This is a genomic window from Methylobacterium persicinum (genome assembly GCF_022179525.1).
Classification (GTDB): Bacteria; Pseudomonadota; Alphaproteobacteria; order Rhizobiales; family Beijerinckiaceae; genus Methylobacterium; species Methylobacterium persicinum.
This window is the reverse complement of sequence record NZ_BPQX01000018.1, coordinates 142,559-157,340: the sequence shown is the minus strand read 5'-3', so window position 1 is coordinate 157,340 and position 14,782 is coordinate 142,559. Positions and strand designations below refer to the sequence as shown.

Below are 14,782 nucleotides of genomic sequence, written 5' to 3'. Positions count from 1 at the left end.
GGTCTGGAAAGCATCGGGATCCGGGACGCATGCGCGGGCGGTCCCACCGCCTGACGCCGACACGTTCAAAAGCGCGTTTCAAGAATTGAAACGATCGCAGACGAACCGCAAGCTTGACCGGCACTCCGCCGCAGGATCCAAAATCGGCGTCGGAGGGCGGGATTCGCCGCCTCGCGCCGGGAAGGCCGGGTATGCAGCCGCTGACGATCTTCGGCGATTCGGGCTCGGGAAACTGCCTGAAGGTGCGCTGGGTCGCCGCCCATCTCGGCCTCCCCTTCACGTGGAGGGAGGTCGACGTACCGGCCGGCGGCACGCGGACACCGGAGATGCTGGCCCTCAATCCCCCGGGGCGCGTTCCCTTCGTCGTCCTGCCCGGGGGCGAGGTCCTCTCGGAGTCGAACGCCATCATCGCCTACCTCGCGGAAGGCTCCGCGCTCATCCCGCACGCCGCCCTGGCGCGGGCGCGGATGCTGCAGTGGATGTTCTGGGAACAGTACAGCCACGAGCCCGCCATCGCCGTGCGGCGCTACCAGCTCCATTACCTCCGCCGCGACCCCGCCGACCTCGATCCGCGGCTGGAGGAGCGGGGCAACGCCGCCCTCGCCCTGATGGAGGCGAGCTTGTCGAAGACTTCCTTCTTCGCCGGAGACACTCTCAGCCTCGCCGACGTGGCCCTCGTGGCCTATACCCGGATGGCCCACGAAGGCGGCTTCGACCTCACCTCGTTCCCCGGCGTCAGGGATTGGATCAGCCGGGTGGAGGACGGGCTTGGGATCGGACCGTATCAGCCCTGACTCGTCCCCCGGCGGTGCTCAGGCAGGGTGACGCGGGCGACCGTGCCCTTGCCGACTTCGCTCTCTATGGTCAGCCGTCCCCGGTGACGACGGAGGGCATGTTTCACGATGGCGAGGCCGAGCCCCGTGCCGCCCCGGGCCCGGCTCGACGCGACATCGACCCGGTAAAACCGCTCCGTGAGCCGGGGAATGTGCTCGGGCGCGATGCCCGGCCCGTCATCGGCGACCGTCAGCACGATGCGGGGACCGAGGCGGGGATCCGTATCGCGGGCGAGGCCGACCCGGACCTCGCCGCCGCCATACTTCACCGCGTTCTCGATCAGGTTCTCGATCACCCGGACGAGTTCGTCGGGGTCCCCCTGCACGGGATAGGGACCGGCGCCGTCGGCCAACGTGACCGTGGCGCCCCGGGCGGCGGCGAGGGGCGCCTGCGCATCCACCATCTGCCGGGCGAGCGCCCCGAGATCGACGAGCCCGGTGGGGGCGACGTGCTCGCGGAGCTCGATCCGCGAGAGCGACAGCAGGTCGTCGATCAGCCGCCGCATGCGATGGGCCTGGACCTGCATGATCTCCAGGAAGCGTTCCCTCGCCGCGGCATCCTCCCGGGCCGGCCCCTGCAGCGTCTCGATGAAGCCGAGGAGCGAGGAGAGCGGCGTGCGCAACTCGTGGCTGGCATTGGCGACGAAATCGACCCGCATCGATTCGAGGCGGTGGGACGAGGTGAGGTCACGCAGGAACAACATCGCCCCCGCCCCCGACCCGTCCGGCACCTGCAGGGCGCCGATCTGGATCTCGAAGGCCCGTTCCAGGGGCACCCGCGTCTCATAGGAGACCCGCTGGGACGGGCCTCCGCTCAGGACGATCTCGACCGCGTCGGTAACCTCCGGGTTGCGCAGGGCGAAGGCCAGGGGATGGGACAGGTGGAGGGCCGGGAGAAGCGCCCGCGCGGCGGGGTTGGCTTCCAGCACGCGGGTGCGCCGGTCCACGAGGATCACCGGATCGGGGATATGGGCCAGCAGCGCCTCGGCGACGGCATGGCGCGGGGTGCCGGCGATGGGCCGGGTCGGGGGCTGCGTCCGCCGCCGGCCGCCGATCAGACCACCGAGGACGATGGAAGCGAGACCCGCCAGCGCGGTTCCGGCGCCGAGGCTTCCGTCCCACAGGAGCCAGAGAAGGATGAGGCATCCGGCGATGACCGCGCCGGTCCAGGCTGCCGGCCTGCGAGAATCATCGATCACCGGCCGCCCCTTCGTCAGCGCTCGCGCTGATCCGGCCAGGAGTCGCCGGGCGGGAAGGGTTTACCGGACGGACCGGCCGTGCCCTCCGGCGGCGCGACGGCGGTGCCCCCGTCGCGGGAGCCCCCGGCCCGCTTCACGATCTCGTACAGGCCGAGCATGGCCAGCGCCGTCACGAAGGGCACCACGTAGTAGCAGCCCCGGAACAACAGCAGCGACGTCAGCACCTCGTTGCGCGGCAGGCTCGACAGGGCGAGCAGCACGGTGGCCTCAAACACGCCGATCCCGCCCGGCGCGTTGGAGGCGATGCCGAGCATCGCCGCCAGGACGTAGATCGCCAGGAAGGTGGTGAAGCCGATGGCGGTCTCCTGCGGCAGGAGCACATAGAGCACGGCGGCGGCGGCGCAGACGTCGCCGATGCCGACGATCATCTGGCCGATCGAGACCGAGGCGCCGGGCAGTTCGAGGCGCCAGTGCTTGACCGTGACGCTCCGGCGCTTGGCCGACACCCAGGCGAGGTAGCCGAGCACGGCGAGCAGGGCGGCGAAGCCGACGCCCTGGTTCAGCTCGATGGAGGTGAAGGCGAGTCCCGCGAGCTGCCCCGCCTCGATGATGAGGGACAGCCCCAGCACCACGCCCATGCCGAGCCAGAAGGTGAAGCCCGCAATGACCGTGAGGGCGGCGATCTTGGCGGGCGTCAGGCCCTGCCGCGCATAGATCCAGTAGCGGATCGTCCCCGCCGTCAGCAGGGGAAAGCCGAGGGTGAAGCTCACGGCGTAGCTCGTGAACGAGGCCAGCGCCGTGATCCGATAGGGCACCTTGATGCGCAATTGCCGCAGGGCCAGGGCATCGTAGCCGGTGAGGAAGGTGTAGCTCACCCCGACGAAGAGGAAGGCCAGCCCGAGCTGCCGGGCGGAGGCCCCGGCCAGGGCACCGCGCACCTCGTCCCAGGACACGCTCTGGACGAGCTTCCACAAGACGCCGAGCGAGACCGCTGACAGGATGAGGCTCGCGGCGGTGCCGATCCACGCATAGCGGTTGCGGCGTGACCGTTTGCCGGACGCCTTCTGCTCCGCGGTCTCCTCGACCGGTTTGGCCGAGGCGACATCGTCCCGATGCTGCCCCTGGAAATTCATGCTGATCGGTGTCCGTCCCCTCGCTCGCGCGGGCCGGACGGGTTCGAAGCCCCATGCCGGATCATCCCGGACCGCGGCCCGCCGCCCGCCATGTAAGCCGAACAGACGGTCATGGCCAGCGAGGCTGTGGAGTCTGTGGGCAATCTGCGCCCCGGACGGGCCGGTACGTCAGGCCTTCATCCCCGCCGCAGGATGTCCGCCGCCTCGGCGAGGCCCCGCCGGATCCGGGCCGGCACGTCCGGCGAGGTACAGACATAGGTCGGGCTCGGATGGGGAATCGCGATCAGCGGCAGGCCGGGCCGCAGGGCGGTCAGGGCCGGCGCGCAGGCGCCCGCGAACCGTCCGGCCAGGACCACCACCGCGAGGTCGGCCAGGAGATCGAGGAGGGGGGCGAGGTAGGGCTCGGCTTGCCGGGCCTCGGCCCGTCTCGGGGCGCGGTTCAGCGCGCCGGGGGCGTGGATTACCCAGGGCACGGCGTTCCAGATCAGGGTGTCGGCCCGGGCGATTCCCGCCTCCCTGAGGAAGCGGAACAGGTTGGCGGCGGTGCCGTTCGCGCTGTCGCGGGTGACGAAGCCTGTGCGCAGGACCATCGGTCCCGGTGTCTCCAGGAGCAGCAGGAGCCTCGCGCCCACGCCACCATCCAGGGGATCGGGGTCGGGAACGGGAGCTTCGCGCTCGGCGGTGATCCTCCGGGCCAGGGCCCGGATCGGCGCGACATGGGCCGAATCGGCGATGGAACGCCGGGCGGCGAGGTGGACCGGATCCGCGAGGCTCTTGGGCGCGTCGGGCTCAGGACGCATCGCGGGCCGGGAAGGGCTCCGGCAGACGGCCGGAGAGACGGTAGCGCTCGACGCCGCCCTCCCGGGCCAGCGTTTCGGCAAGACCCGCCTCGCCCCCGAACTGGAAGCCGATCTGGCTCGTATAGGCCGCGCAGGCCGCAAGCTTGCGCCCCTGCGCCCCGCCCTCGAAGGACAGGGCATGGAGGGGCATGTCGGCGAAGAGGCCAGCCAGGGGCTCCTTCGGGGTGGCCTCGCGGACGGTATAGGGAAAATCGCGCCACCACAGGATCGGGGCGCCGGGCCGGAGGCTGCGCAGGGCGCGCACCATCTGAACGTGATCGACATGCCCGCCCACCGCCTGCGGTGCCAGGATCAGGTCCGGCGCCTCGGTGGCGAGGAGATCGCCCAGGGCTGGGGCAATGTCCCGGTCGATGGAATCGTCGGCGCGCAGGTCCGCGAACAGTTCGGGCGCCGAGGCGTAGCCCCGGTGCGGCGCCTCGCGAAACGGCAGGTGCAGGGGCGCGGCGATGCCGAGGGCGGCGGCGGCCGCGTCGTCCTCGACCCGGCGCAGGGCCATATAGTCGATGTCCGGCGACAGGCCCTTGTCGAGCTGGCAGGCCAGGGCGAACCCCTCCGGCGCGGCGACACTCTGCGTGAAGACCGTCGCCATGACCACGCGCCATCCGGCGCTGGCCAGGGTTGCGAGCAGCCCCCCCGCCGAGAAGGCGCCGTCGTCGAGATGGGGCGAGAGGGCGAGGGCGGTCGGCATGGCCTGTCTCTCACCGGTTCGTCGCATCGGCCGATCGCAACCGCCCCGTCATTGCGAACGGAGTGAAGCGATCCAGGGACGTGCCACTTGCGGAGGCGCCCCGCTGCCCTGGATGGCTTCGCTGCGCTCGCAATGACGGTAGAGGGTCACTCACAGCAGGTGCGGCTCGGCGCGGAAGCGACAGGACGGGTCGAAGGGCAACTCGTCCGGGACCTCCAGCGCCGGGCGTTCGTTCCGCACCGCCGCGTAGACGTCCATGATCTGCCGGCCCACGGCCTGCCAGGAATAGACCCGGCGGCATTCGTCCAGCCCCGCCGCGGCGAGGCGGCGGCGGAGATCCGCATCCTCGACGATGCGCGTGAGCGAGCGCGCCAGGGCCGGCACATCGCCGGGATCGGTGAGGAGACCGTTCTCCCCGTCGCGCAGGCAGTCCGAGACGCCCACCGCATGGCACGAGACCACCGCGAGGCCGGCGGCCATCGCCTCCAGGATGGTGTTGGAGAACCCCTCCGCATAGGTCGGAGAGGCGAAGACGTCGGCCTCACGGTAGAGGCCAGGGACGGTGTCGTACTCGGCGTAGCCGGTGAAGCGGATCGCCTCCGGGCCGAATCCGTGCTCGGCGGCAAGCGCCTTCGCGGGATCGACGTCCGGGCCTATGCCCGAGATCGTGGCGGCGAAGGGCGTGCCCTGCGCCCGAAGGATGGTCAGCGCCTCGATGAAGTCGAGCACGCCTTTCCGGCGGTCGACGCGGCCGTGATAGAGCATCCGCACCGGGCCGGCATGGGCCCGCGGGAGGCCGTCCGGCGTCCCCTGTGCGAACCGGGCTGTGTCGACGGCGCCGGGCACGATGGTGAACCGGGCGGGGTCTGAGCCCAGCCGGTCGCAGACTTCCTTCACGAAGGAAAGGCCACCGATGAGCAGGGCGTTGGCGTGGTCGAGCACGGCGCGCATGCCGAGGCGGTGGGTCTCGCAGCAGGAGCCGACCCAATGGCCGTCCCCGCCCTGGATCGAGACCACGTTGGGCAGACCGAGGCGCTTCGAGGCCAGCAGCACGGCGTAGCCGGTCGGGTAGCCGTATTGAGCGTGGAGAACATCGAAGGGGTTTTTCGCGTGCTCGGCGCAGATGGTCTCGACCATGGTGCCGATGTCGCGCTCGAAGTCGCCGCTCGTCTGCTCACCCACCTGTTCGAGGCCGATGACCTTCACACCCGGCACGGGCGGTGGCGGGCCGCCGCCGTAGACGCGGGTGCCAAATTCGTCGCCCCGGTACTGCGAGACCATGGTCACGTCGTGCCCGGCCTCGGCGAGTTCCCGCAGCAGGTTCTGGGCGTAGACGCTCATCCCGGAAATCGCGGGGAAGTAGCGGCGGCTGAGGAAGAGGATTCTCATGGGTTCTGCATGTCCGGAACCTGGGTGCCCCCCTCTCCCCGCCTGCGGGGAGGAGGGAGCCTGCTTCGGCCGCTCACTGCCGCCGGGTCTCCTGCCCGGTGGCGACGACGGGGCCCGGCCGGCGGCAGGTGCGCAGATAGTCGAGGGCCTGGGGGATCATCACGTCCGCCCGGTGGCTTTCGCGGGACAGCTCGACGCAGACGAGCTTGCCGAACCCGACCTCCTCCAGCGCCGCGAGCACGCCGGGCACGTCCATGTCACCCTCGCCGAAGGGCAGATGGATGTGGCTGCCGCGCCTCATGTCCTCGATCGCCACGGTGCCGATCCGGTCGGCGAATTCCCGCACCGCCGCACCGGGCTCCCGCTCGCCGGTGACGAGACAGTGGCCGGTGTCGAGGGCGAGCTTCAGGCCGGGGATGTCGAGGGCGGCGAAGTCGTCGAGCGTCTCGACCAGCATGCCCGGCTCGGGCTCCAGGCAGGGCACGACGCCCGAGACCTTGGCGTACTCCGTCACCTCGGCCAGCCCGTCCGCGAGCCAGCCCCGCGCCTCGTCCGGGTCCACGCCGGGCTTCGGCACGCCGGCCCAGAACGAGACCGCCTCGGCCGAGAGCATCGCCCCGATCTCGCAGGCCCGCTTCAGGAAGCCGACCCGCCGGGCACGGCCCGAAGCGTCGGCGGTGACGAGGGTCGGCTCGTGCTTGGCCGTGGGGTCAAGGAGGAAGCGGGCGCCGGTCTCGATCACGCAGGCGAGTTCCAGCTTCTCCATCAGGCTCGCCACCCGCCCGGCCTCGGCGGACCAGTTCGCCGAGAAGGGATCGAGGTGGTGGATGTCCAGCGTCAGGGCGACGCCGTCGTAGCCCGCCGACTTGATGAGTTGCAGGGCGTCGTCCAGCCGGTGGTTGGCGGCGCCGTTGGTGTTGTAGGCGAAGCGAAGCGTCATGCCGCCCTCCCCTTCCGCTGCTGCAACCGGAACGGCGCATGGTGCGATTCCGGCTCGCGGTAGAGGGGATAGTGGCGCCCGACGATGCGCTCGGCCAGGGCCACGTCGAAGAGGGGCTGGCCGCCGAAGCTCTCCAGGGCCTCCGGGGTGAGGCGGACAGGCCGCAGGGTCTCGCTTGCGGTGCCGAATTTGATGAGCGGGTGATCGCGCTCGATGAGCTTGCGCGTGTTCCGCTCGCCGATGCGATAATAGCTCATGGTCTCGACCTCGAGGCCCGGCACGATGGCCTTGACCACGCCGACCCCCCCGCCGTGGGGCGAGCAATCGACGTAGAGGACGTCGAACCCGGCTTCGAGCAGGCGGTCGCAGGCGATCTTTCCGCGGGCATGGCCGTCTTCGGCCGGCGTGGAGGGCAGTTCCGAGAAACGCTTGGTCGAGCGCTGGGAGTAGACCGTGTCGGCGAGCACCGCGCGCAGGTCGGCGTTGGGCATCTCGATCCATTCGAGCATCGCCTGCAGGGCCCTGCCTTCCTCCAGGTCGAGGCTGGGCAGCGCCTTCTCGATGAACGAGTCCACGTAGCCCGGGGGCGTCACGGTGGCGGCGAGGTCGAGGGGGCCGTGACCGAAGGTCTTGCGCACCCGCGCGGCCTGGAATTCGAGCAGGGCCTTGCGCAGGGCCCGGTCCCGGTCGGGATCGCAAGCCTCGCCGCAGGCCGAGAGGGCGATGGGTGCCGGGGCGCGGTCGGGATCTTCGTCGTAGCCGACGACGTAGAGGTTGGTGAGACCGAACTGGTCGGTGGCGAATTTCGGTAGGGCGCGGATGCCGAGCTCCTTCAGCCGGGCCAGCATCGCGGCGTTCTCCGGCCCGATCCCGTCGAGGTCGAGCATCACCCCCTGGTCGAGGGCGCGGAACAAAAGACCGTTGCCGTCCCGCTGGAGCAGTTCCAGCACGCCGTGGCCCAGAGCGAAGGGCACGTCCGGCCCGGCGCCGAGGCCATTGGTGATGAGGTTGGTGAAGGGGGTGTAACCCTCGGACAACTCGAAGTAATCCGTCGCCGCGACGTCGAGCGGCATCAGCACGATCTCGCCCGTGGCGTGGCGGATCGTCGGCGTCCATTCGAGCACCGTGCCGCGCCCCACCGGCGAGCCGGCGGGCAGGCACAGGGTCAGCGGGTCGGCGACGGACTTGGCGCCGTAGACGCGGACGAGGTCGTCATAGCTCGCCCGCTCCTTGGCCCGGGGAAGGACCGCCAGGGACGGCATCAGGTTCTCGGCGATCTCGGCCACCGCGCCGATCAGAGCCTCGTCGTCGGTGGCGCCATAGCCGATGCCCGAGGGCATCGCGCCCACGAAGAACGGATCGTCCAGGAACAGGGCCACGAACCAGACCGGCACGCCCGTCCGGTCCAGGGGGGCCAGGGGGAAGCCGACGATCCGTCCCTCCGGCAGCACGTCGAGGTAGGCGCGCACCGGATCGGGCAGCCGCTCGGGCAGGCCCTCGATCCGCCGGGAAGCGCCGAACCGATACGGCCGCGGCGCCTTCAGCCGGGCATGGCGGGCGCGTTCATCCTGGTTTTCGCTCACGTGTTCAGTCCGTTTTCTTCTTGTCGTTCAGGATATCCCACCCTGGTCCTCATCCTGAGGTGCCGCGGAGCGGCCTCGAAGGAGACATCCAGAGGATGCGACGATCCCTGGAGCCCTCCTTCGAGGCCGCCGCTGCGCGACGGCACCTCAGGATGAGGGCGAGGGTGGGAGGGAGCAGCGTCAGCTTTGACCATAGGCCCGCGCCACGAGGCGCATCGTGTGCAGGTCGCGGACGGCGCTGTACGCGTCGCGCTCCGATGGATTTCGCAGGGCCGAACCGAAGGCACGGACCTGCTCCGTGAAGGGCGATGCCTGCCCGTCGAAGGCGACAGATTCCGTCCGGCCGGTGGCCCCGTCGTGGAAGGTCAGGCTGCCGCCCGGCGTCTGGCCCATGGTGTTCTCGGCCACCAGCATGCCCTTCGTGCCGACGACCTCCAGCCGGCGGCGGGGCAGCGCATCGGGGCAGTTGTAGGAGACGTGGAGGCTCGCCAGTACCCCCGCCTCCGTCCGCCCGATCAACAGGGCACCGTCATCGACGGCATAGTCCTGGGCCCGGATCTGGGTGAGGGACGCGATGTCGGCGATGGGCTCACCGAGGAGGAAGTCCACGAGGTCGATCCCGTGGGGGGCAAGGTCGATCAGCGCGCCGCCCCCGGCCTGGACCGCATCGATCCGCCAGTTCGGCTGACCGGCCGCGGACCAGTCGCGGCCGAGCCAGCAGGCGTAGACGATCCGCAAAGCCGTGAGGGTGCCGAGGTCGCCCGCCGCGATCCGGGCCCGGATGACCCGGTGGGCCGGATGATGGCGCTGGTCGAAGGCCGTGCCGTAGAAGATGCCGCCGGCGTCGACGGCACGAACCATCGCCTCCGCATCGGACAGGGACGCCGCCATCGGCTTCTCGCAGAGCACCGGAAGGCCTGCCCGCGCCAGGGCCTCGAGGGCGTCCCGGTGCAGGTGGTTTGGCGTCGCGACGTAGACCGCCTCGATTTCCGGATCTGCGAGGAAGGCCGCAAGGTCCGCATGGGTGCGGGCCCCTTCCGACGCGGCGGCCTCCCGGCTCTCCGGACTCGGATCGCACACGGCGACGAGCCGGTGTCCGGCCTCCCGGATGCCCGGTGCCATGTAGTCGCGGGCGACCCAGCCGTAGCCGACGATACCCCAGCCGACCGGCGCCATCACCACCGCTCCGGCAGGTCGACGAATTCCCGGGTCCGGACGCGGGAGGTCTCGGGGGCGTCGATGCCGCCGCCGAAGGTCATACGCTCCGGCCCCGGCGAGCGGAGCGGATAGGTGACCCGGGGGCCGTACTCAGCCTCGTACCGCTCCGACGGGAAATGGATCGCGTAGTCGTTCCCCTCCGGCACGTAGAGCGGATTCAGGCTCAGCGAGGTCCCGGCCTTTGGAAGCGTCAGGCCATCCACGACGGAGCGGGGGGCCGGGCGCATGCCGGGCCCTGCCACCAGCGAGAACGCCTCGCAATCGCGCAGGTCGGCCACCTCATGTGGGATCGGCGCGCGGGTCTCCTCCAGGGCGCGGGTCAGCTCCCCGTCGTCGTAGACCAGGGCATCGGGAAAGAGTTCGGCGATGTCCTCGACGGCCACCGCCTTGCCGGCGGAAAAGCCGGGGCAGTCCCGGTTGTGGATATGGCTGAGGGCCAGCCAGCCCTCGTCCCCGGCCATCTGGCGCAGGGCTTCGAGCACCCGGGCCTTGTCGTCGAGGAAATAGAAGGCGTCGTTGCACACGACGAGATCGACCGGCGCCCCGGGGATCGGCCAGTGCTCCGAACCCGCATCGAAGCAGACGAACTGGGCCTTCTCGCCCACCACCCAGTGCCGGGCGACCCAGAGCTTGGCGAACACCACGTCGGCGCCTGACACCTTGCAGCCCCGCCGGGCCAACTCGCGCAGGTAGTGGCCGATGCCACACGCGAACTCGAAGACGCAGATCGGATCGTTCCAGTGCGCTTCCAGGAGGGCGAGGCCAGCGAGGTAGGTCGGGTCGCTCCAGCGATGGAGAAAATAGTCCCCGACACGGCCCCAACCGAGGCGGTGCACGGCCTCGCGCAGGCTGGCGGTCTTCCGGTCGCGGATCAGCGCCATCAGGTCGGCCGGATCGGCTGGCGGGCCGTTCCACCAGTCGTCCTGGTCGGCGAGGAGGGCACAGAGCGCCTCGTCCGCTTCCCCCGCATCGAGATGGGCCAACACGCGCTCCACCAACGCCTCACGGCCGATGCGCAGGTAGGGAATGCCGTCGATGACCGGCCAGCGCTCGCCGGTCTCGGCGTCCCGCAGGGCATGCGGGGCATCGGGCTTCAGCGGATGGCCGGTCGAGGGCGAGACGAGGGAGAAGGGGATCATGGCGCTCACGGACAGGACCGGCAAATGGGCGTGGACGCCCGTCGATCAAGCCGTGCCCTCAAGGGATGCGCATGTCGCGAAGGACCCTGTCATGGAATCCCTTCACCGGGCCCGCATGGACGAGCTCCATCTCGTCGAGCACCGTCCCCATGGTGAGCGAGGCGGCCCGGAGATGCTGGGCGATCTGAAGCACCCGGTCGACGCAATCCGCCGCATGGAAGGCCCGGCCCTCGGCGGTGGAATCGTCGGGCAGGACGGCGCGGGCGCGCTCGACCTCGCCGCGCAGCTGACCGGCCTCGTCGAGTTCGCCGAGGGCCCAGCCCGTCGCGACCTCCATGATCGGCAGGAGATGGTCCCCCAAAAGCATCTCGCCGGTGAAGCCGGCATCGGGCATCGCCGCATTGTGCAGGTGATGCGCCATCGCGGCCAGGAACACCGTCCCCGGGTCGGCCCGGTAGAACGGGCTCAGGCAGACACCGTAGACCGCGACCATGAGGCAATGTTCCGCATGGTTCTCCGGCGGCTCCAGCAGGATCCGCGGCTTGCCCGGGCAGGTCACGCCCGCCCTCGGCTGGGCCGCCAGCGCACCGACGAAGCCCGGCACATAGCCGGCCTCGGGCGGCTCGCCGGGGGTGAGCCGCGCCCGCAGCCGGTCACGCAGGGCGGGATCGAGGGGGCCCGTCACCTCGTCGAACCCCGCCCGCAGCACCGTGGCGGACTCCGCTTCGGAGAGTCCGGCAGCGGTGAGGAACGCGGCATCGAGGTCGGTCAGGCGCGCCGCGGCGAGGGCCGTGGCGGTGACGTCGAGGGCGACGTCCTGCGGATCGGCACCCCCGGTGAGCATCGCCCAGCCCTGCGCGAACAGGCGCTCGGCGATGGTACCCACGCGCCCGGCGGACCGGACGCGCTTCAGATCGTTGAGCTCGACGAAGAGGTCGCGCAACTCGGCGGGCGCCGCAGGGCCCGCCGCCGTGTCGTCCTGCATCAGTGTACGCCCAGCCAGTCGAGGAGCATCTTCTCCTGCTTGCCGAAGGCGTGCTCCGGTCCGTGGCCGTTCTTGACCATCGGCGCCTTGAAGAAGGTCGAGAGCTGCTCCTGCACGCCGCCGTCGCCGCGCTTCTTGGCGAGGTCGAGGACACGGGCGATCTCGATGACCAACGGCGCCGCGAGGATCGAGTCCTTGCAGAGGAAGTTCACCTTGATCTGCATGCGCTGACCCATGAAGCCGGTGACGTCGATGTTGTCCCAGGCTTCCTTGTCGTCGCCGCGGGGGCGGTAATAGTGAATGTGCACGAGGTGGTCCTCGACCGGGTAGCCGAGGATCGAATCGAGCACCGTGCCCTTGGTGTTCAGCTTCGACTGCAGCGAGTTCGGGTCGTTAAGGGCGAGGCCGTCACGGTTGCCGAGGATGTTGGTGGAGAACCATCCGTCCACGTGAAGGGCGCGGGCCTTCAGGGCCGGGGCCAGCACGGTCTTCATCATCGTCTGGCCGGTCTTGCCGTCCTTGCCCGCCACCGGGACGTTGAGGTCCCTGGCAAGTTCGAGGAGGGCGGGCACGTCGGCGGCGACGGAGGGCGTGAAGTTGGCGTAGGGAATGCCGCTCTTGATCGCCGCATAGGCGTAGAGCATGGCCGGCGAGATCGCCTCGTCGCTCGAATCCAGCCCCTTCTCGAAGGCGGCAGTGGAGTTCAGGGTCGGGTCGGAGAGGTCGGGCCAGCGCTCGGTGGAGGCGAGGTTCACAACCACCACCTCATCGAGGTTGCTCTCCCTCTTGAAGCGGTTCAGGTCGTTGGCGATGACCGAGACCGCCTCGCGGTGATCCTTGGCGACGATGCGGTTCTGCCCGTCGATGTTCTTGCAGAACTTGGCGCTGCCCACCGCCGGCCAGGGGACGATGCCCTTGAGCACCTGGGCGCCGTTCTCGATATCGTCCTTCGACAGAACGCCGTGGCCGGTGGCGGCGGCGGCGAGGTCGTCGCTGTTCAGGTCCCAGCCGCCGAAGACGAGGTCCTTGTAGTCGGCCATGCCCGCCACCGGGACGCCGGCGAGCGGCAGACCATCGAGCCTGTTCGAACCGGACTTGATCATCTCGATGCCGGCGATGGCGGTGGTGGCGACGGCGCCCCCCATGCCAACGATGGCGACGCCGACACGGCGACCGGTCTGCATGCTCATGGGAAACTGATGTCCTTGTGAGGACGCGGAGAGCGTCCGGGATGGGAAGGTCGGATCCCCTTCGCCCGGGTCACGGGCCCTACCCAACTGGGCCGCACGTGCTTCGTTCCAACCCCAACTGCGACATCTTGCGACCGGGCGGGGCACTCTGACGCCGTCCCTTCCACCCCCCGCGACAGGGGATGGGACGGGGGGAAACGCCCCCCGGACGACCGCTCCCGCATGGTTAACGGTTCGTAGAGGCTGCCACGGTCAGATCATGGGGCCGTCCCATTCTGGTCACGGCCGGCGCCGATAGAGCCGCCGCCCGAAGCAACCTGGCCGCCAGACGCCGGGGCCTTCCGGAGAAGTGGATGCAAGAGGACCAATCATGGGGGTTTTCCCGGAGCCGGCGCGTCGCGCCGACGACGTGGGCGGACGCGTGCCCGCAACGACCTGCCGCACGCACCGTGTCGAGGACGAAGGCGTGATCTGGCTGCCGAGCCGCGGCGGAAAGCGCGGCCTGAACGGCGGCGGATCGATCAGGACAGCCCGGCCCTCCCGCCGCAGGCGCGCCACAGGCACCCTGGCGCTGGGTCTGCTGGCCGGGTTCGGCCTGCCGCAGGCGGCGATCGCTCCGGCCTACTTCGCCCCGGCCGCCCAGGCCCATGACCGGATCGATGCGAACCCCAAGGCCGCCTCCGCCCTCACCGCGGCCCCACCGACGGAGAGCCGGTCCGCCTGGAACGGCCTGCCCCTGCCGGAGCAGGACCCGCCGACGACGGCCCTGATCGAGGACAACCTCGCCGCCCTCCCCCGGGTGACGCAGGAAGACGGCGAGGACGCCGTCAAGTTCGGCCAGCGGAGCGTGCCGCTGAAGGTGGTCGACACCATCGTGAAGGCCTCCGAGGAAGCCGGCGTCGATCCCGTCTACATGATGGCCCTGGCCGACAAGGAATCGAGCTTCGACACCGATGCGAAGGCGGCGACCTCGTCGGCGCAGGGGCTTTTCCAGTTCGTGAAGGCGACCTGGCTGGAGTTGATCCGCGACTATGGCTCCCGCCATGGCCTCGCGGAGGAGGCCGCCGCGGTGAAAGGCAACGGACCGGCGATCACGGTGGCGGACGGAATGAAGGAGCGCGTGCTCTCGCTGCGCAACGACCCGCGGGTCGCCGCCCTGATGGCCGCGGAGCTGATCAAGCGCGATCGCGAGCGGATCGAGGCCCGGGTCGGCCGTCCCCTCTCGACCACCGAGATGTACCTCGCCCATTTCCTTGGCACGGCGAGCGCCGGCAAGTTCATGTCCCTGTCGAGCGAGAAGCCCGAGGAGACCGCCGCCAAGGCGTTCCGCGCCGCGGCGAAGGCGAACCGCAGCCTCTTCACCCAGAAGGAGGGCGGCAAGCGGCGGCACCTGACCATCGCCGAATTCCAGAGCCGCATCGAGGACATGATCGACGCGCGACTCGCCCGCTACCGGGGCGTGACGGCGGTGGCCGCCGCCGCGGACGGGCAGGCCCCGGCGGATGCCGAGCCTTCCTCCCCCGGACGGATCGAGGTGACCGAAGCGCTGCCGCCCGACGGCGAGTGAGGGGCGCCCCTCATTCCCACACGGGGAGAGAGGGGATAGGACATGGCGACGACGGGCC

At 70.3% G+C, this 14,782-nt stretch carries 13 protein-coding genes; 2 read left to right on the top strand and 11 right to left on the bottom strand.

The annotated features are described in order from the left end of the window. Window positions 1-191 precede the first annotated feature (191 nt). Window positions 192-794 (top strand): glutathione S-transferase family protein, encoded by a 603-nt coding sequence (locus MFF22_RS08155; protein ID WP_238248459.1) that lies wholly within the window; start codon window positions 192-194, stop codon window positions 792-794. On the opposite strand, the gene MFF22_RS08150 is transcribed toward MFF22_RS08155, so the two are convergent. From MFF22_RS08150 to MFF22_RS08100, 11 genes are all read right to left on the bottom strand, one after another. Next, complete coding sequence (locus tag MFF22_RS08150; protein ID WP_370877585.1) at window positions 785-2,032, bottom strand: ATP-binding protein; 1,248 nt, start codon at window positions 2,030-2,032, stop codon at window positions 785-787. The genes MFF22_RS08155 and MFF22_RS08150 overlap by 10 nt on opposite strands. A 14-nt stretch (window positions 2,033-2,046) precedes the next feature. Further along, window positions 2,047-3,165 carry a lysylphosphatidylglycerol synthase domain-containing protein gene (locus MFF22_RS08145; RefSeq protein WP_238248458.1) on the bottom strand — a complete coding sequence of 373 codons (1,119 nt, stop codon included), beginning with the start codon at window positions 3,163-3,165 and terminating at the stop codon, window positions 2,047-2,049. 176 nt (window positions 3,166-3,341) lie between these two features. Then, a complete protein-coding gene (locus tag MFF22_RS08140; RefSeq protein ID WP_238248457.1) occupies window positions 3,342-3,965 on the bottom strand; it encodes a uracil-DNA glycosylase in 624 nt (207 codons plus the stop codon). Continuing rightward, window positions 3,955-4,713: a PIG-L deacetylase family protein gene (locus MFF22_RS08135; protein ID WP_238248456.1), complete on the bottom strand. Its 759-nt coding sequence runs from the start codon at window positions 4,711-4,713 to the stop codon at window positions 3,955-3,957. The genes MFF22_RS08140 and MFF22_RS08135 overlap by 11 nt, the downstream gene beginning before the upstream one ends. A 150-nt stretch (window positions 4,714-4,863) precedes the next feature. After that, entirely contained in the window at window positions 4,864-6,102 is a 1,239-nt protein-coding gene (locus MFF22_RS08130) for a glycosyltransferase family 4 protein (RefSeq protein ID WP_238248455.1), read from the bottom strand. 73 nt (window positions 6,103-6,175) lie between these two features. After that, entirely contained in the window at window positions 6,176-7,042 is an 867-nt protein-coding gene (locus MFF22_RS08125; protein WP_238248454.1) for a sugar phosphate isomerase/epimerase family protein, read from the bottom strand. Next, entirely contained in the window at window positions 7,039-8,625 is a 1,587-nt protein-coding gene (locus tag MFF22_RS08120; protein WP_238248453.1) for a YcaO-like family protein, read from the bottom strand. Before MFF22_RS08120 ends, MFF22_RS08125 begins: the two co-directional genes overlap by 4 nt. A 180-nt stretch (window positions 8,626-8,805) precedes the next feature. Continuing rightward, entirely contained in the window at window positions 8,806-9,801 is a 996-nt protein-coding gene (locus MFF22_RS08115) for a Gfo/Idh/MocA family protein (protein WP_238248452.1), read from the bottom strand. Further along, window positions 9,801-10,982, bottom strand: a complete 1,182-nt coding sequence (locus MFF22_RS08110) for a class I SAM-dependent methyltransferase (protein WP_238248501.1) — start codon at window positions 10,980-10,982, stop codon at window positions 9,801-9,803. Before MFF22_RS08110 ends, MFF22_RS08115 begins: the two co-directional genes overlap by 1 nt. Before the next feature lie 58 nt (window positions 10,983-11,040). Beyond that, window positions 11,041-11,967 carry a hypothetical protein gene (locus MFF22_RS08105; RefSeq protein ID WP_238248451.1) on the bottom strand — a complete coding sequence of 309 codons (927 nt, stop codon included), beginning with the start codon at window positions 11,965-11,967 and terminating at the stop codon, window positions 11,041-11,043. Next, complete coding sequence (locus MFF22_RS08100; RefSeq protein WP_238248450.1) at window positions 11,967-13,157, bottom strand: inositol-3-phosphate synthase; 1,191 nt, start codon at window positions 13,155-13,157, stop codon at window positions 11,967-11,969. Before MFF22_RS08100 ends, MFF22_RS08105 begins: the two co-directional genes overlap by 1 nt. 370 nt (window positions 13,158-13,527) lie before the next feature. Here MFF22_RS08100 and MFF22_RS08095 point away from each other — a divergent pair, with 370 nt between their 5' ends. Next, window positions 13,528-14,724: a transglycosylase SLT domain-containing protein gene (locus tag MFF22_RS08095; RefSeq protein ID WP_238248449.1), complete on the top strand. Its 1,197-nt coding sequence runs from the start codon at window positions 13,528-13,530 to the stop codon at window positions 14,722-14,724. Window positions 14,725-14,782 lie beyond the last annotated feature (58 nt).